At 70.6% G+C, this 17,003-nt stretch carries 17 protein-coding genes; 12 read left to right on the top strand and 5 right to left on the bottom strand.

The window, feature by feature from the left end; all coding sequences use genetic code 11:
• Nucleotides 1-29 precede the first annotated feature (29 nt).
• Complete coding sequence (locus tag KF689_10655; protein MBX3133830.1) at nt 30-809, top strand: HEAT repeat domain-containing protein; 780 nt, start codon at nt 30-32, stop codon at nt 807-809.
• A gap of 46 nt (nt 810-855) precedes the next feature.
• Here KF689_10655 and KF689_10650 read toward each other — a convergent pair whose 3' ends face one another.
• Nucleotides 856-1,482 carry a thymidine kinase gene (locus KF689_10650; GenBank protein ID MBX3133829.1) on the bottom strand — a complete coding sequence of 209 codons (627 nt, stop codon included), beginning with the start codon at nt 1,480-1,482 and terminating at the stop codon, nt 856-858.
• Nucleotides 1,479-2,897 carry a hypothetical protein gene (locus KF689_10645; protein MBX3133828.1) on the bottom strand — a complete coding sequence of 473 codons (1,419 nt, stop codon included), beginning with the start codon at nt 2,895-2,897 and terminating at the stop codon, nt 1,479-1,481. The genes KF689_10650 and KF689_10645 overlap by 4 nt, the downstream gene beginning before the upstream one ends.
• 57 nt (nt 2,898-2,954) lie before the next feature.
• On the opposite strand from KF689_10645, the gene KF689_10640 reads away from it, so the two are divergent.
• Genes KF689_10640 through KF689_10630 form a run of 3 tightly spaced genes read left to right on the top strand, consistent with a single transcriptional unit; the run spans nt 2,955 to nt 4,993 of the window.
• Nucleotides 2,955-4,160: a pyridoxal phosphate-dependent aminotransferase gene (locus KF689_10640; GenBank protein MBX3133827.1), complete on the top strand. Its 1,206-nt coding sequence runs from the start codon at nt 2,955-2,957 to the stop codon at nt 4,158-4,160.
• Nucleotides 4,161-4,217: 57 nt separating this feature from the next.
• Nucleotides 4,218-4,718 (top strand): hypothetical protein, encoded by a 501-nt coding sequence (locus KF689_10635; protein MBX3133826.1) that lies wholly within the window; start codon nt 4,218-4,220, stop codon nt 4,716-4,718.
• A complete protein-coding gene (locus KF689_10630) occupies nt 4,715-4,993 on the top strand; it encodes an Lrp/AsnC ligand binding domain-containing protein (protein ID MBX3133825.1) in 279 nt (92 codons plus the stop codon). Before KF689_10635 ends, KF689_10630 begins: the two co-directional genes overlap by 4 nt.
• A gap of 10 nt (nt 4,994-5,003) precedes the next feature.
• On the opposite strand, the gene KF689_10625 is transcribed toward KF689_10630, so the two are convergent.
• Nucleotides 5,004-5,945, bottom strand: coding sequence for a hypothetical protein (locus KF689_10625; protein MBX3133824.1), 942 nt, complete (start codon nt 5,943-5,945; stop codon nt 5,004-5,006).
• Between KF689_10625 and KF689_10620 the strand changes: the two genes are divergently transcribed.
• From KF689_10620 to KF689_10600, 5 genes are read left to right on the top strand one after another with little or no spacing between them, the layout of a single operon-like run.
• Nucleotides 5,917-6,933 (top strand): hypothetical protein, encoded by a 1,017-nt coding sequence (locus tag KF689_10620; protein MBX3133823.1) that lies wholly within the window; start codon nt 5,917-5,919, stop codon nt 6,931-6,933. The genes KF689_10625 and KF689_10620 overlap by 29 nt on opposite strands.
• On the top strand, nt 6,930-8,894 hold the full coding sequence (locus tag KF689_10615; protein MBX3133822.1) for an ATP-binding protein: 1,965 nt from the start codon (nt 6,930-6,932) through the stop codon (nt 8,892-8,894). Before KF689_10620 ends, KF689_10615 begins: the two co-directional genes overlap by 4 nt.
• A gap of 59 nt (nt 8,895-8,953) precedes the next feature.
• On the top strand, nt 8,954-10,153 hold the full coding sequence (locus KF689_10610; GenBank protein ID MBX3133821.1) for a DNA repair exonuclease: 1,200 nt from the start codon (nt 8,954-8,956) through the stop codon (nt 10,151-10,153).
• Nucleotides 10,150-12,585, top strand: a complete 2,436-nt coding sequence (locus KF689_10605; GenBank protein ID MBX3133820.1) for an SMC family ATPase — start codon at nt 10,150-10,152, stop codon at nt 12,583-12,585. The genes KF689_10610 and KF689_10605 overlap by 4 nt, the downstream gene beginning before the upstream one ends.
• On the top strand, nt 12,582-13,538 hold the full coding sequence (locus KF689_10600; GenBank protein MBX3133819.1) for a GNAT family N-acetyltransferase: 957 nt from the start codon (nt 12,582-12,584) through the stop codon (nt 13,536-13,538). Before KF689_10605 ends, KF689_10600 begins: the two co-directional genes overlap by 4 nt.
• An 8-nt stretch (nt 13,539-13,546) precedes the next feature.
• Here the strand turns inward: KF689_10600 and KF689_10595 are convergent, their stop codons facing one another.
• A complete protein-coding gene (locus tag KF689_10595) occupies nt 13,547-13,714 on the bottom strand; it encodes a hypothetical protein (GenBank protein MBX3133818.1) in 168 nt (55 codons plus the stop codon).
• Nucleotides 13,715-14,033: 319 nt separating this feature from the next.
• On the opposite strand from KF689_10595, the gene KF689_10590 reads away from it, so the two are divergent.
• The 3 genes from KF689_10590 to KF689_10580 are packed head-to-tail and all read left to right on the top strand — an operon-like array spanning nt 14,034 to nt 15,800.
• On the top strand, nt 14,034-14,447 hold the full coding sequence (locus KF689_10590; protein MBX3133817.1) for a 6-carboxytetrahydropterin synthase: 414 nt from the start codon (nt 14,034-14,036) through the stop codon (nt 14,445-14,447).
• The gene (gene folE, locus KF689_10585; protein MBX3133816.1) at nt 14,425-15,084 is read left to right on the top strand and encodes a GTP cyclohydrolase I FolE; all 660 of its coding nucleotides are present in this window, start codon (nt 14,425-14,427) and stop codon (nt 15,082-15,084) included. The genes KF689_10590 and folE overlap by 23 nt, the downstream gene beginning before the upstream one ends.
• On the top strand, nt 15,081-15,800 hold the full coding sequence (locus KF689_10580) for an SDR family NAD(P)-dependent oxidoreductase (protein ID MBX3133815.1): 720 nt from the start codon (nt 15,081-15,083) through the stop codon (nt 15,798-15,800). The genes folE and KF689_10580 overlap by 4 nt, the downstream gene beginning before the upstream one ends.
• A gap of 19 nt (nt 15,801-15,819) precedes the next feature.
• On the opposite strand, the gene KF689_10575 is transcribed toward KF689_10580, so the two are convergent.
• The gene (locus KF689_10575; protein MBX3133814.1) at nt 15,820-16,953 is read right to left on the bottom strand and encodes a YbdK family carboxylate-amine ligase; all 1,134 of its coding nucleotides are present in this window, start codon (nt 16,951-16,953) and stop codon (nt 15,820-15,822) included.
• Nucleotides 16,954-17,003 lie beyond the last annotated feature (50 nt).

Here is a 17,003-nt window from a genome sequence, read left to right as displayed (position 1 = left end):
TCCGTCTTCAGTCCCCAACGGAGAATTCGATGCGTCAGGTGATTCTGCTACTTCTGGTCGGCTCGTCGCTGTCGGCGCAGGACATTGCCTCGCGCGTCGCGGCGGTGGGGAGTGGGACGGTGCGGATGCACTTTGCGTCGGACCCGGGCGTGTGTGGCAATGGGCGCGGCAGCATCCGCGTGCGCGGTACCGAGGGCCGCTCCACGGTGCACAATTCCGGCTCGATCGACGCCCGAGGGCGCCGCGCCGAGTGGGAGGACGAGTGCGAGTCCGGCCCGGTGCGCGTGGCGCTGGACGTCGAGAACCGCCGCGTGATGGCGCTGCGCAGTTACGTGGGTGGCTCGTGGCGCGGCAGGCCCGACGCTGACCTTGGCGAAGTGCCGGCGGAGCAGGCCGTCGCGTACCTGATGCAATTGGCGGCGACGGCGGAGGGGCGCGTGGCGAAGGACGCCATCCTGCCGGCGATGCTCGCCGAGGGGCCGTCGCCCGACCGCGAGATCCTCGCCATCGCAAAGGACGAGGGCCGTCCGCGCGACGTCCGCACCGGCGCGACGTTCTGGCTCTCGCAGAGCGCGGGCGCACGGGTCACGGAGGGCCTCCAGGAGCTGCTCGACGATCCTGAGCGACAGGTGCGTGAGAGCGCCGTCTTCGCACTCTCACAGCGGCCCAACGATGAGAGCGTGCCCGCGCTGATTCGCCTGGCCCGCTCGCATCGTGACCCGCAGATCCGCCGCACGGCGGTGTTCTGGCTGGGTCAGAAGCGTGATCCGCGGGCGTTGGCGTACTTCGAAGAGGTGCTGGCGCCCTAGGACGGATGACGGAGGACGGAGGACGGAAGCGAGCATCCGTCCTCCGTCATCCGTCTTCAGTCTCTAGCCTCAGCTGCGACTCATCCCCACGCTCGATCGCGTGGCAGGCCCTGCAGCGCGCCTCGTAGGACTCCGCCGCGCCCACCATCACCACCGGGGAGTCGTAGGGCGCCGGCTTGCCGCCGATGAGGCGCTGGTTGCGGCTGGCCGGCGCGCCGCAGAGCACGCAGATGGCGTGCAGCTTGTCCACCACCTCGGCGACGCACATCAGCGGCGCCATCGGGCCGAAGGGTTCGCCGCGGAAGTCGGTGTCGGTGCCGGCGAGGATGACGCGGCGTCCGCGCAGCGCGAGGTCGCAGGCGAGCCGCACGATGCCCTGGTCGAGGAACTGCACCTCGTCGATGGCCACGACCTGCGCCAGCGGATCCAGCCGCAGCGCGATCTGCTGCGACGAATCCACGGGAATGGCCTCGAGCGTGCGACCGTCGTGCGAGCCGACGGCGAAGACGCCGCCGGCGTAGCGGTCGTCCAGGTGCGACTTAAACACCTGGACGCGCTTCTTGGCGATGATCGAACGGCGTACGCGACGCATCAACTCCTCGCTCTTGCCGCTGAACATCACGCCGGCGATGACCTCGACCCAGCCGCCGGTGAGCTGGAGAGCCCCGCTCACCGATCGCCTCGCGGCGGACGGCCGCCACCGCGCGGCTTGTCGTCACGCTTGAAGCCACCGCTGCGCGGGCGCTCGTCCCGCTTGAAGCCGCCGCTGCGGGGCTTGTCATCGCGCTTGAACCCGCCGGTCCGCGGCTTGTCGCGGTCCTTGGAGAACGAGCTGATGCGTGGCTTGGTCGGGCGATCACCGCGATCACCGCGATCACCGCGATCACCGCGCTCGAAGCGATCCGGACGCTCGCTGCGCTCGGCGAGGTCCTTCTCCTTCTGTGCCTCGCGCATCTGCGAGCGTACGCGCTGCTCTGCCGCGAGCACGAGCTCGGCCTGCGCATCGCGGGTGCGCTCAAGGAGCCGCAGTGCGGCGGCGGCAATCTCGAGCCCGTCGTGCTCGCGGAGCAAAGGCTCGAGCGCGAGCACCTCGCGGGCCGGCACGCCCTCGGCCAGCTCGGCGCGCAGCTCGGCGCGGCGGCGCGACTCCGCGGCACGGGCGCGTGAGATGCTCGCCCGGTCGGCCAAGGGACGCGGTGTGGCCTCGCCGGCCAGCAGGCGCAGCGCATCCAAGTCCCGCGGCGCGCAGAGCGCCACGATCTGGGCCGGCTGCGCCGCGACGGCGGCGGTCCAGGCGGTGGCGGTAGGGATGCCGAGCGTGATGACCAGCGCGGTGTTGGGCTTCACGACTTCGCGCGTGACGTCAGCGAGCGTGCCCTCGGGGTAGCCCACGGCGGCGAGCAACTGCCGCGCGGAGGCGGCGGCTTCGTCGCTGCCCGCGAGGATCGTGGCGGACGGCGCGTCGAGCTCGTCGAGCAGGCCTGGGAGGACGTCGAGGGGATCGCCGCTGACGGTGAGAAAGCGAACCGTGGGCGCCGTCGGTGTGCCCTCGGCGGGCACGACGTCTTCCTGCACGCGGCGGGCGCGCGCGAGATAGCGCGTGATGAGTGCGTCGACGCCCTCGGTGGGGGCGAGCGCGGTGAGCAGACGCGTGGCGGCCTTCGGGACCTCGGACATCACGGCCGCGAGCGCGTCGGACTCGGCGTCCATCTCGTCGGCAGCGGCGAAGACGACGCTGGTGACGGTGTCGAGCTTGAGGGCGGCGGCGCCGAGGCCGGCGGCGATGGTCTCCGGCGCACCGACGACGCAATCGGCCGCGGCGGCGCCGAGCAGGCGCTGCAGGCGCGCCGGGGACGTGGCGGCAACGATGCGCTGTCCGGAGGCGAGGGCGCTCATCGCGCGGCTCAGGGCCACGGCGGCACCGGCGTCCGGAACGAGGACGAGCAGTCGGACCGCAGGGGATTCGCCGCCGGCGCGTTCGAGCGCGGGCGCGATATGACGGGCGATGCGCCCCCAATCCGGGGGAAGGAAATACGCCACGTGGGCAGAGCGGACGGACCCAGCCGTCTCGCGGGATGGTGCGGTCACTGCAGTCCTCGATTGTCAATGGCGCCAGTTGCGGCGCGGGGATATCGTTCGCGAAGTATGGAATATACTCCGCTTTCATTCACGCCGTCGGCCAATATCGCGGAGTTGCGCGAGTCGGCTACCATCGCTGTCTCGCAACGGGCCAAGGCGCTGAAGGCGCAAGGTCGCGAAGTCATCGATCTCGGGGCGGGGGAGCCCGACTTCGGCACGCCTGGTCCGGTGATAGAAGCCGCGAAACGGGCGCTGGACGAGGGCGCGACGCGCTACACGGCGGTGGAAGGCATCCTTTCGCTGCGGCAGGCGATCGCCGCCGCCGGCAACGCGCGCTACACCGGTCCGGACCCCATCGCCGCCAGTGACGTTGTCGTGTCCTGCGGCTCAAAGCAGTCGCTGTACAACGCTTGCGTGACGCTCTTCGGCCCCGGCGACGAGGTGCTGGTCCCAACGCCGAGCTGGACGAGCTACTACGAGATGGTCGGCTTGGCGCGCGCCACCGCCGTGGAAGTGCACGGCGACCCGGCGCGCGGCTACAAAGTGGATGTCGAGCGCCTCGAGCGGCACGCGACGCCGCGCACGCGAGGGCTGATGCTCAACTCGCCGTCGAATCCGACGGGTGCCGTCTACGCGCGCGACGAGCTGCGGGCCATCCTCGAACTCGCGTCGTCACGCGGATGGTGGGTGATCAGCGACGAGATTTACCAGCACATCAGCTACGACGGTCCGGCACCGGGTGCGCTCGACGTCGCCGCGCGCCGCGACAACCTCATCGTCGTCAACGGCGTAGCCAAGGCCTGGGCGATGACCGGGTGGCGCGTAGGTTGGACGATCTCGCCCGCGGCCGTCGCCAAGGCGATGACGGCGCTGCAGTCGCACACGACCTCCAACACGGCCACGGTGGCCCAGTACGCCGCGCTGGCGGCGCTCACGCTGGGCGAACCGGTGGACGCGACGGTGCGCGCGATGGTGGCCGAGTTCCGGAAGCGCCGCGATGCGGCGCTGCCGATCCTCAAGGCCTCGCGGGCCCTGACGGTGCTCGCGCCGGAGGGGGCGTTCTACTTCTATGTGAAGGTGCCCGGCGCCGGTGCCGTGCCTGACGCGGGCGCGGCGTTCTGCCAGCGGCTCCTCGAGGAGGCCGGCGTTGCCATCGTCCCGGGCTCGGCGTTCCGCACTCCCGATTGGGTGCGGATCTCGTACGCCGCCGACGAGGCGCAGGTGGTCGAAGCCTGCCGCCGCATCGCCGCGACCGCGGACGCGATGGCGTGATGACCGGACGCCGCGCGAGCCCCGTTACGCTGCTCCCGACCTGAACGGGAGACGACGATGGCGCTCGAAGTGCGGCTGGAACGGCTCACGGACGCGGAGCTCCCTCCGGTGGACTACCGCTGGGACGCCGATACTGACATCCTCTGCGCGCTGTTGCGCCCCAGCGGTGTGGCCGAAGGCGTCAGTGGCTCGCTGGATATCGAGGGAGCCGATGGCGCCTGGCTCACGCTGGAGCTGACCGATGGCCGGCTGGCCGCCATCGAGGTGGCGGTCTGGCCGGATGTGAAGAGCGTGGCGACCCTGTCGCCGCCCGAACCTGAAGGCTCGGCGCGGGTGCGCGTGCCCTCGGACGGCCTCGACGCGCTGGCCGCCGTGGAGGTGGACACGGCCATCCGCGCAGTGGCCGATGCCCCCGAACAGACGATACACTTCCGTATCGGGCCGACGCGCGCTTCGCGCGCCGTGCGCGTCGCCCGAGACCTCCTGCTCGAGGTGGATGCCAAGCATCGCATCGCCGGGCTCTGGTTCCTCAACGTCCCGCCGTTCCCCGCCCAATGATCACAACCATCGTCCTCATCCAGGCAGAGCCGAAGAGCATCCCGAAGACGGCCGCGGCGCTCGCGGGCATCGACGGCGTCACCGATGTGTACTCGGTGAGCGGCGAGTGGGATCTGATCGCGATCGTGAAGGTCGCGGAGTATGAGCAGATCGCCGAAATCGTGACCGAGCGGTTCCCGACGGTCCCGGGGCTGGTGCGCACGACCACGCTGACCGCGTTTCGCGCCTACTCCGAGGCCGATCTCGAGCAGGCCTGGGACCTCGGCGTCGATTGAACCGTGGCGCCTAGCGCAGACGGTCCGTGCACCACTCCTGGCTGACGCCGAAGGACTGCGTCCAGCGGCCGTTGCCGTACCGCATCACGACGAGTTCCGGAATACCGGCGTAGCGCCAGGTTTCCATCACCAGCTCGGCCACGCCGTCTCCGCTGAGGTCGGCATAGTTGACCAGTCGGCGGAACTCGACCGACCGCGCCTCGCCGCTGCGCGCGTGCTGGTAGCTGGTCTGGAAGGTGCCCGCTGAGTCTTCGGCGAGGAGCACGAGCACGGCGGTGTTGCCCGCACCCGGCCCGAGGTCGCCGGCGCTGGGGTCGATATACGACGCGAGCAGGGTGCGTTTGCTGAAGCCGGCCCCGGTGCGGAGCCAGCGCGCGTGGTAGTCGAGGCTGCTGAGGTCCTCCGGACCGACGCCGGCAGCTGCCGCGACGGCAGAGGCCAGCGTAAGGCCCTGCGCCTCGGGGTTTGCCGGCAGCGGGCGCGTATCCGTCGGCTGCGGCAGCGGCGAAGTGGCGGCGAGCAGCTCGACCGTCTCCTCGAACTGCCGCGTGGATTCAAGCGACCCCAGCGCGTGCGGGACGACGCGGGCGCAGCCCGGCACCTCGTACAGCGGGGCGGAGTCGGCCGGCCACATCCCGCGGACGATGCGGATGTTGCCCACCTCGGCGCCGTTGCGGTACACGGGGTAGGTCATCCCGGCGGCGAAATACTGGGCATCCAGCTGCTGCCAGCCGGCTTCATCGAGCACGAGCGGTTCGAGACCGCCGCTTCGGACCACGGCCAATGGCGCGAGCTTGGGCGTCTCTACCGGTCCGAAGACCGTGAAGAGGAGCGTCGGAGAACCCGAAAGGTCGGTGAGCTCACGAACCTCCGTGCTCCGCGGCGGCTGCTCCTGCTTGTCGCAGGCGGAGAGGAGGAGTAGGATGCTCGCGATGATCGCGGAACGGCGCATAGGCGGAAGCTACGTCCCGGCGGGTGGGGCGGCAACGTCGCGCGCCATCCTGTCCGCACTTCGTGACGGAGGTGTCGCGGCCCAGGGTGGCGGGCCGACGCTGGAGGCGCAGCGCGAGGCCGAGGCACCGCCTCGGGTGGAGGCGGCCGCCAGCATCGAGGGCGGCGCGGTCGAGGCGCGCAGCATCACCGACGCGCCGGTGGTCGCGATCGGCGGGTTCCTAGACGGAATCCAGCGCTCCACGGTCCGCGCGCACCATCGCGGCGTGCCTCTAGTGCACGGTGCCGTGGCGGCGGCGGTGCGTGAGCGCCGAGACCGCAAGCTCGTCACCTGGGGCGAGGCCCTGCGCTCGCACGCGCTGTACCTGCCCGTGCCGCTCGTGGATGCGGCGCTGGTCCAGGCCCTGCGGGCTCAGGTCGCGGTGGTGGATTCGCTTGAGGCTCTCGAGGCCGGCGCAGCGTTGCCGCGCCATCCGGGTGACCTCGCCGCGCGAGCCCTGACGGCGGTGCAGCGCGAGCGCGAACGCTGCGAGCAGGCCCTGGCCCTCGCGTGGACGGCGGACGCCCGCGAGCCCTTGCTCGTGGACGGCGGCATCGCCGGCACCGAGGCCGTGGCGAAGAGCCCGCTGGTAGTCGGCGTGGTGAAGTCACACCGCACGCTGTATGCCGTCGGAGAGTCGGTGGATGTGGTCCTCGGACTGCGCGAGGGCCAGCGCACGACGGCGATGGCGCTGAGTTCGCCGAGGCGCACCGCGGTGGCCACCTGGTACCTCCGCCTACGCGACGTCGGCGCGCGCGGTCCGTTCTTCGGCCTAGTGCGTGTCGAGGTTGCGCTCGAAGCCGCGGCGGACATCACCGCACGCGCCGACCTTGTCTCGCGCTGGCTGCTTGCCGAGCGCGCACCGGTCGCACTGCCGGACGCCCGCTGGGACGTGATGGTCTACGGCATCCGCGAGTGCGAGCAGTACCTTACGGCCATCCTCCAATGACCGCCCCACCAATCCTCGGCCGCGTCGTCGCCACTGAGCGCAAGCCGAATACGCCGCACGAGTTCCACTTTTGGACCGCCCTCGACGCCCCGGTGGGCATCGGGACCATCGTGCGCGTGGAGTCGGAGCGTCCCGTGGGCGGAGTGCTGCCCGTGGTGTACGGCGTCGTCACCGAAGGTTTCGGCTACACGGACCTGCAGACGCCGCTGCACGACGTGCTCGGTGCCGACGGGGTGCCCGGCCGCAGCGCCATCGCGCCGACCGAGCGCACCGAGATCCGGCTCTACACGGCCGCCGTCCTCCGCCACGTACCCGAGGAGCCGCTGCAGCCGGTGCCGATGGGCACGGTGCACCTGGCCACCGAGGCCGACGTGCAGGCGGCGCTGCGGATGGAGAGCTACCTGCAGCCCGGCGCCTCGCGCGGCATCCCGATCGGGCTGTACCGGGCCGGTGGCACGCAGGCGGCGGTGCACCTCGATGCTGATTTCTTGCTCGGTCCCGAGGCAGCGCACCTCAGCATCAGCGGCGTCTCCGGCCTCGCGACCAAGACCAGCGCGGTCGAATGGCTGTTGGGCAGCATCTTCGCGCACTTCCCGGCCGAGAAGGGCGGCGTCGCCGCGGTGTGCTTCAACGTGAAGGGCCCGGACCTGTGCTTCCTCGACCAACCGGCGTCAGCGCTCTCCGACGACGAACGCACGATGTACGAGACGATGGGCGTGCCGGCCGCGCCCTTCACCAACGTGCGCTACTTCGCACCGTGGACGGCCAAGGGTTTCCAGTTGGCGACGCTGCGGTCGAACGACGCATTGCAGGACAACGTCCAGCCGCTGACCTGGGGCCTGCGGGAGACGCTGCAGTACGCCGAGGTGCTGCTCAACAAGGACGACGTCGACGCCAAGGCCGACGCGCTGATCGACTTCATCAAGGAGCGCGTCCTCGACCAGGTGTTCACCGATCCGCTCTTCGAGGCCGGCATCGAGGTCCGGAGCTTCGCCGACCTCGAACGCTGGTTCTCGACGTTGCTGCGCGGGATGGAAGGCAAGAACGCCGACGTGTGGCGCACGCACCACGTCGCGACGATCCGGAAGGTGCGCAACCGGCTGAGCAACATCTCGACGCGCTGCCGTGGCCTCGTCACCGACGACGGCTCGGTGAGCGACCTGCCCTTCGGCGAGTTCGAGGACCGCGCGGTGTACGTCGTGGACGTGGCCAACCTCGAGGAGGACGCGCAGGACCTCGTGTTCGCGCGTGTCGTCTCGCAGCTGCGCGAGCATCTCGAGAAGCGGCAGTTGGGCGTCTCGCAGGTCGTCGTGTTCGTGGACGAACTCAACAAGTACGCCCCGGCCGACGGCCCTGACACCTACGTGCGCAAGATGCTGCTCGATATCGCCGAGCGTGGGCGCTACTTGGGCCTCGTGCTCTTCGGCGCCCAGCAGTTCCGCTCGCAGGTCCACCGCCGCGTGGTGGGCAACAGCGGCACGGCGGTGTTCGGGCGGATGGATCCGGACGAGCTGGCCACGCCGGGCTACCAGACGCTGGCCCCCGCCATCAAAGGGCGGCTGGCGACGCTGGAGAAGGGCCAGCTGATGGTGCGGCATCCGCACTTCGGGCAGCCGATCTTCGTGCGGTTCCCGCGGCCGGCGGTGCTCACCGGGCGCGAGGGCGTGGAGCGCTTTCCGCCCGCCGAGGACCTGCCGCTGGACGCGGCGGTGACCAAGGCCCTGCGACGGCTCGACCCCGCCATCACGCTGAGCTGGGTGCAGGACTGTATCGCCCTCGCCGGGGACAGCGAGGACGAGATCCTCCGCGCCCGCAACCGCACGCTGCAGACCCGCCCGGACGACGTCAAAGCGTTCTTCAAGGCCCAGCTGCGCAAGCGCGTAGCGGCTGCGCCGGCCGCGCGCCGTGGCCCTGCGCCGCTGCGTCCGCCGCCGCCGGACGACGACCCCTACGGCGGCTGACGCACCCGGCCCCGCGCACCGCTCCCGCCGAGTGGCCCGGGGCGTAGATTCCCCCGGGCGTGCGCCTCGTCCATCTCTCCGACCTCCATCTCGGCTTCCGGCAGTTCCAACGCTCGACGCCGGCCGGGATCAATCAACGCGAAGCTGACGTCGCGGCCTCATTCACGCGGGCCGTGGACCGCATCATCGCGCTCGCGCCGCAACTGGTGCTCGTCGGCGGCGACGTGTTCCACACCGTGCGCCCGACGAACACGGCGATCCTGCACGCGTTCAACCAGTTCGCGCGGTTGGTGCACGCACTGCCCGATTGCAAGGTGATCATCGCCGCCGGCAACCACGATATGCCGCGCAGCACGGAGACGATCTGCATCCTGCGCCTCTTCGCCGCGCCCTTGGGCATCCACGTGGCGGACCGCGAAGCCAAGCGCTTCACCTTCGACGACCTCGGCGTCGCGGTGCTCACCGTGCCCGACCTGCCCCCGGGCAGCGTGGATCTCGCGCCTGATCCTGCGTATCGCCACAACGTCCTGCTGATGCACGGCGAGGTGCAGGGCGTGTTGCCGCAGGCCGAACGTGCCGAGCATCCTGACCGGGCGGCGATGCGCATCCCGCTGGCGGACGTGGCGAAACCGGGCTGGGACTACGTCGCGCTGGGCCACTACCACGTGTACACCAAGGTGGCCGAGCACGCGTACTACTCGGGTTCGCTGGACTACACGAGTACGAACCCCTGGGGCGAACTGGCAGCCGAGCGCGCGGCCAAGCTGCCCGGCAAGGGGATGATCGAGCGCGACCTCGTCACGGGGAAGCAGACCTTCCATCCGCTGCCGGTGTCGCGCGCCTTCGCCGACTTGTCGCCGATCGATGGACGCGGCAAGTCCGCCGCCGACCTCGACGTGGCGATCCAGCAGGCCGTCAGCAAGTTGGCGGACGGCGTGGACGGCAAGGTGCTGCGCCTCGTGCTGAACGACGTGCCGCGGCACATCGCGCGCGAACTGGACCACAAGGCACTGCGCGAGCTGCAGCGCCGCGCGTTGCACTTCCAGCTCGACGTCCGCAAGCCGCAGACGGTGAAACGCGAGCACAGCGGCGCGCCGGGGCGGCGGGCCTCGCTGGCGGACACGCTGCGGGAGTCGCTGCGGGCGCGGAATCTCGCCGCCGGTGTGGACCGCGATGCGTTCGTTGCCCTCGGGCTCAGCTACCTCGAACAGGCGGAGCGCGACGAGCCGATGGCGACGCTGCCGGGGAGCGACGGATGAGGCTCACCCGGCTCAAGCTGGTGAATTTCCGCCAGCACGCGGACACGCAGATCGAGTTCGACTCGGGGCTGACGGGCATCATCGGGCCCAACGGCGCGGGCAAGTCGACGATCCTCGAGGCCATCGCCTGGGTGCTCTACGGCGGGACGATCCTGCGCGGCACGCACGACTCGATCCGCTTCCAACGGGCGCCGGCGCGCGCCCCGGTGCGCGTGGAGCTCGATTTCGAGTTGGGCGGGCACCGCTATCGCGTCGTGCGCGGGCTCTCGATGGCCGAGCTGTACCTCGACGGCGGCGAAGAGCCAATCGCGAACTCGGTGTCGGCAGTGGCTGAGCTCATCCAGCGCCGCATCGGGATGACGCGCTCGGAGTTCTTCAACACGTACTTCACCGGCCAGAAGGACCTGGCGGTGATGCACGCACTCTCGGCGTCGGAGCGCGCGCAGTTTCTCTCGCGGGTGCTGGGCTACGAGAAGCTGCGCGTGGCGCAGGACCTGTGCGCGGCACGGCGCAAGGAGTTGGCCTCGGAGATCCAAGGCCTGCGTGCGGGAATGCCCGAACGCGAGCACGTGCTGCGGGAGACCACCGAGGCGGCTGCCCGCCTGCGCGATGCGACGCAGGCGCAGGAGGATGCTGAGCGCGCCGAGACGGAGACGGCGGCGGCGCTGGCGGACGTGGCACCGCGCTGGCTGGCCGCGCAGACGGGACGCGAGGAGCGCGAGCGCATCGAGCGCGAGCTCGCCGTGCTCGAGAGCGAAGCGATGGGCCTCGCGCGAGCGCTGGAGAAGCTGGATCAGGAGCTGGCGCAGGTAGCGGAGGCGCGCCTGCAGCTCGCGCCGATGTTGCCGGACATCGAGGCGCTGGAGCGCGTGGACGCCGAACTCGAGGCCCAACGCGCGCTGGCCGCCAGCGACGGTCGCCGGCGTGCCCTCGAGACCTCGCGCACGAACCTCGGCAACGATTGCGCCACATTGACGCAGGAGGTCGAGCGGCTGGAGGTCTCTGCCGCGCAGGTCGCGACGCTCGCGCCCGACCTCGAGCAACGCCGCAAGGCGCTGGAGGACGCGCAGGGCAAGTTGGAACTGCGGCGCACCGAGTGGGTGCGGGAGCGCGAGAGCGTGGAAGGGCGCCTGCGCACGTTGCGCGAGACCTACGCCGACCTGCGCGATCAGCGCGACGTGCTGCTCAATGCGGGTGAGGCCGGCAACTGCCCCACCTGCACGCGTCCGCTGGGCGAACACTTCCGCGCGGTGCTCGAGACGCTGGAGCGGCAGATGGAGACCGTCGAAGCCGACGGCAGCTACTTCCGCACGCGCCGCGAGCAACTGCAGGCGATGCCCGCGGACATCGAGCACCTCGACGGCCTGCGGAAGTCGCTGCAGGCGGACGTGAGCGCGCACGAGCGCAAGCTCACCGAGGCGCAGGGCGACGCCAAGCGCCTCGTTGCGGAGCGCGCCGACCTCGAGGCCAAGCGCACGCGGCTGGCGGCGGTGGCCGCCGAGCTGGCCTCGTTGCCCTCGGGCTACGAGAAGGCCGAACACGAACGCCTCGAAGCCGAACGCGAGCGACTGGTGGAGCGCACGACCGCGGCCAATCGCCTGGCCCTGCGCGTCGAGCGCGAACCGGCACTGCTGCGCGAGCGCGAGAGCCTCGAGCGGCAGCGCGAGGAACTCGGTGTCCGGCGCGAGGCGGCCACGCAGCGCCGCGCACGCCTGGCCGTGCCCGACGGCGATTACGGCGAGCTGCAGCGGCTGCACGAAGGCGTGGCGGCGGCGCACGCCGAGGCGGGGCAGCGCGCGGCGGGTGCCCGCGCCGCACGTGCCGTGGCCGCCGCCGCCGACGCGCGGGCCATCGCCGCCCGGCTCGCCTACGACGCCCTGGCGGCCAAGGTCGAGGCCCTCGAGGACGATCGCCGCCTGCACGACGAGCTGCATCGCGCGTACTCGGAGCTGCGCAACGAGCTCAACTACCAGTTGCGTCCGGAGATCAGCGAGATCGCCTCGGAGCTGCTCAAGACCATCACCGACGCCCGCTACACCGAACTCGAGCTCGACGACAAGTACCGCATCCAGGTGCTCGAGGACGGGGTGCCGAAGCCGGTCATCTCCGGCGGCGAGGAGGACGTCGCCAACCTCGTGCTGCGCCTGGCGATCTCGCAGATGATCGCCGACCGCGCGGGGCAGGCCTTCTCGCTCCTCGTGCTCGATGAAGTGTTCGGTTCACTCGACGACGTGCGGCGGCAGAATGTCGTCGCGTTACTGCGCGGCCTCGAGGACCGTTTCGACCAGGTCATCGTCATCACGCACATCGAAGGCGTGCGCGATGGGCTCGACCGCGTGATCCAGGTCGAGGTGGACGAAGCCAGCGGCGCCGCCAAGGTGACGCAACCGGACGCAGCCGTGGCGCTGCTCGCCGACGCGGCGGCCGCGTGAGTGACGTCGCCCGCATCAGCGGCCCGTTCGCGATCCGGCCGGAAGACATCCCGCCGCTCAACGCGCTGTTCGCCGATGCCTTCAGCGAGCGCTACCGCCGCGACGGGCTGGCCGGCGTGCGCGTCCCGCCGCTCAACCCGGCGATCTGGCGCTTCGCCATCGATGGTGCCGGCGCGGGCGCGATGCTCTGGCGCGATGCCGCCGGCGAGATTGCCGCCTTCAATCTCGCGCACGTGCTTGGCACCGAGGGCTGGATGGGCCCGCTGGCCGTGCGGGAGGACCTCCAGGCGCGCGGCCTGGGACGCCAGGTCGTCGAGGCCGGCGCGGCGCACCTGAAGCGCGCAGGTTGCCGGACGATCGGCCTCGAGACGATGCCGCGCACGATGGACAACATCGGTTTCTACGCGTCGATGGGATTCCTGCCCGGCCCGCTGACGATTACGGTCACCTTGGAGGCGCTGAGCCTCACCCCGGCGCCGCCGCTCGGGCACCTCGGCAGCGGCGAGCGCGAGGAGATGCTCGCCGCCTGCGCCGCGCTCACCGACGCGGTGCGTCCCGGTGCCGACTACCGTCGAGAGCTGCTCGCGACGATGCGGCAGGGACTCGGCGACGTGGTCCTCCTGCGCGACAAGAGCGCCGCGCTGCGCGGGTACGCGCTGTTCCACGACGTGCCGTTGGTGGAAGGCCGCGCGCGCGAAGAGCTCCGCGTGCTCAAGTTGGTCGTGGCGGAGGCGGCGGACCTGCCGGCACTCTTGCAGGCGGTGCGGGCGCAGGCGCGGCGCAGCGGAGCCCTGCGCGCGGCCCTGCGCTTGCAGGGCGAGTATCCTGACGCGCTGCGCGTGCTGGTGGCACAGGGCGCGCGGGTGCGCTGGACGGATCTCCGGATGACGCTGAGTGGTTTCGGCGAGACGCCCAGCACCCGCGGCATCGCGCTGTCCAACTGGGAGATCTGAGCGCCGCGCTAGCGCTTGGTCTTGCGGGCGCGCTCGGCCTTCTTCACGGCGCCGAGCACGATGAAGAACACGCCCAGCGAGAGGAAAAGATGGATGAGGCCGGGCGCCTCGAAGGCGAAGGTGCCGGCCGCCCAGAGCGCCAGCATCGCGAGGCCGGAGAGTGTCAAGAGGTCCATTACAAGAATGTAACGCCGGCGGGCGCGCGGCGTGATTGACGCGTTCACGGCCCGCTCCTACATTCCGGCCACGATTTCGATGGGACAGGGAGATTCACTTTTTGAGCCGATAAGTCCTCCGAACCGGATCCGACATCTCTGCCGCCGACACGCCCGGACGCCGGGAAGTCGAACGTAGGGTGAGGGCCTCAGGCATTCGACAGGGCTTCAAAAACCCTTCCTGCTCCCGCTCCTTGCCGACGCGCCGTCCCGGTCCCGGGCGGCGCGTCGGTGTTTCCCCTCGCGGAACCGGCCGTTTCGCTACAGGCTTAATGCAGCTATGCCACTCGTCACTGCCACGCGCCTCGTGAAGTTCAACGCCGGCCACCGGGTCCATAACCCCGCGTGGAGCGACGAGCGCAACCAGTCCGTGTTCGGGAAGTGCAACAACCCGAACTACCACGGCCACAACTACACGCTCGAGATCACGGTCGAGGGTGAGGTGGACCCGGACACTGGCTATGTGATGGACCTCGGTCATCTCAAGCAGGTCGCCGAGCGGGAACTTGTCCAGCATCTGGACCACAAGAATCTGAATCTCGACGTCCCCTTTATGGCGGGAACCATTCCTACCACGGAGAACCTTGTACTGGCGTGCTGGCGCGTGCTCGCGCCCAAGGTCGCTCCGGCGCGGCTCGCGCGCCTCAAGCTCTGGGAGACGGAGAATCACTATGTTGAATACGATGGCCGCTGACCGCATCCAGACGGACGTGCGCAACGGCTCTGGCGCGGATGCGTTCGAGGCCGAGGCGGGCTCGAACGCCGCGCGGATGGTGGAGTTCGAGGCGCTGGTGCGCCGCGAGCTGGAGCTGATCGGCGAGGACCCCACTCGCGAGGGACTGCTCAAGACGCCCGAGCGCGTGGCCAAGGCGATGAGCTGGCTCACCCGCGGCTACGATATGGACGTCACGGAGGTCGTCGGTGACGCCGTCTTCGAGGAAGAGCACGAATCGATGGTGATGGTGCGCGACATCGAGCTCTACTCGATGTGCGAGCACCATATGCTGCCGTTCTTCGGCAAGGCGCACATCGCCTACATCCCGCAGGGCCGCATCGTCGGGCTGAGCAAGCTGCCGCGCATCGTCGAGGTGTTCTCGCGGCGGCTGCAGGTGCAGGAGCGGCTGACGGAGCAGATCGCGCAGGCGATCCACGACGTGCTGCGCCCCGAGGGCGTGGGCGTGGTGATCGAGTGCGAGCACCTGTGCATGATGATGCGCGGCGTGGAGAAGCAGAACTCGAAGACGATCACCTCGTCGCTGAAGGGGTCGTTCCGCAACGACCCGGCGACGCGGGACGAGTTCCTGCGCCTGGCCTACGGTTCGCGGCGGTGACGCTGCCGTTGGCGGGCCGCACGGCGCTGGTCACGGGCGCCTCGCGCGGCATCGGCGCGGCCGTCGCGCGCGCGCTGGCCGCGGCCGGTGCGCGCGTCGGCTTGGTGTCGCGCGCCACCGACCAGCTGCAGGCACTCGCCGCGACGCTGCCGCACGAGCCGGTGGTGCTGCCCGATGACCTGACGCACGCGCCTGCGGCGGTGACGGTGGCCGCCGGTGCGCTGGAGGCCTTCGGCAACGCACCGGACATTCTCGTGCTCGCGGCCGGCACCTTCCCGCTCGGTCCGGTGGTCGGCACGACGGACGCCGACCTCGACACCGCGTTCGCGCTCAACGCCGTCGCGCCGCTGCGCCTCGTGCGCGAGTTCCTGCCGGGGATGCGGAGCCGCGGGGCGGGGCACATCGTCTTCCTCGGCTCGGTGGCCGATCGCTACGTGTTCCCGACCAACGCCGTGTACGCGGCGACCAAGCACGCGGCGCGTGCGGCCGCCGAGGCCGTGCGTGCGGAGTCGCGGGGCACGGGGGTGCGCACGACGCTGGTCTCGCCGGCGGCGACGGACACGCCAATCTGGGATCCGCACGAGCCGGATGCGCAGGCACACCTGCCGAACCGCGACCAGATGCTGCGGCCGGAGGACGTGGCCGACGCCGTACTCTGGGCGGTGACCCGGCCGGCGCACGTGGACGTGGACGAACTGCGACTCTCGCGCAGCTAGCGGCGGCGCGCGCTGCGGCTCAGCCCGCGCCGACGCCCGCGAGCACGTCCTGTTCGTATTCCTCCGCCAGCGAGGCGCAGACGGCGTCGAGCGACCCCGACTCGGCGAAGATGGCGCGCTGACGGTCGGCGCTGGTCGGTGCGCCGTTGGCGATGGCCCGCACATCGGCCGCGTACTGCGACTGCGCGTCGAGGAATCCGTCGGCCTCGAGCTCGTCGAGCGTGCGTTTCAGGTGCTCTCGCGCCGGGGCGTGCGCGCCGTCGTTGCCGACCACCAGCTCGGCTTCCATCCCGTGCCGCGACGCACGCCACTTGTTCTCGCGGATGCGCCAGGCCGGTGGGAAGCTGCGATTCTGCCCCGCGCCCACGCGCGCACCGGCCCGCTTGGCCAGTGCCTGCGCCAGTGCCACGACCATCGCCGTCTCGCGCAGCGTCGCGAGACCGTCGCAGATGCGGATCTCCACCGTACCGTAGCGCGGACTCGGTCGGATGTCCCACCACAGGTCCTTCAGCGAGGTGATCGCCTCGGCGCGCTGCAACGTTTCGACCAGCTCGCAGAACTCGTTCCAGTCGTGCACCAGGGTGGGCGTCCCGCCGGTGGGTAGGGCCTCGAACACCGTGATGCGCGACGAGGCGAGGCCGGTGTTGTCGCCTTCCCAGAATGGCGAGCTGGTGGAGACCGCCAGCAGCAGCGCGAGATCGTGCAGCAGCTCGTTCTGGATGGCGATGGCGGTTTCGGGGTCCGGCATTCCGATGTGCACGTGCAGGCCAAAGATCTGCAGGCGCCGGGCGATCCACTGGTTGCGCGCGATGAGGCCGTGATAGCGCTCGGACGGGAACAGCTTGCGTTCTTGGTACCGCGCCGTCGGGTGCGTGCCGCTGGCGATGAAGCGCACGCCGAGGTCACGGGCCAGCGGCATCAGGCGCGCGGCGGTGGCGCGCAGGTCGGCATCGGCGTGCGCGGGGTCGCGGCAGACACCGGTGCTGATCTCGATCATCGACTGGAAGATCTCCGGCTGGACGGTCGCGGGCCCGGTCCAGCGGTTCAGCAACTCGGGGGCTTTGGGGGAGAGCTCGTGGGTACTGCGGTCCACGATCTGCAGCTCCACCTCGACGCCGAGCGTGTACGGCTCGGACTTCGCGAACTCAAGCATAGTCGTCGGGACGGGAGGAGCGGCGCGCGCTGGGTGCGGCAGCGCCACAG

Source organism: Gemmatimonadaceae bacterium (assembly GCA_019637355.1).
Classification (GTDB): domain Bacteria; phylum Gemmatimonadota; class Gemmatimonadetes; order Gemmatimonadales; family Gemmatimonadaceae; genus Pseudogemmatithrix.
The sequence above is the reverse complement of the archived record's forward strand: the minus strand, read 5'-3'. Positions and strand labels throughout refer to the sequence as shown.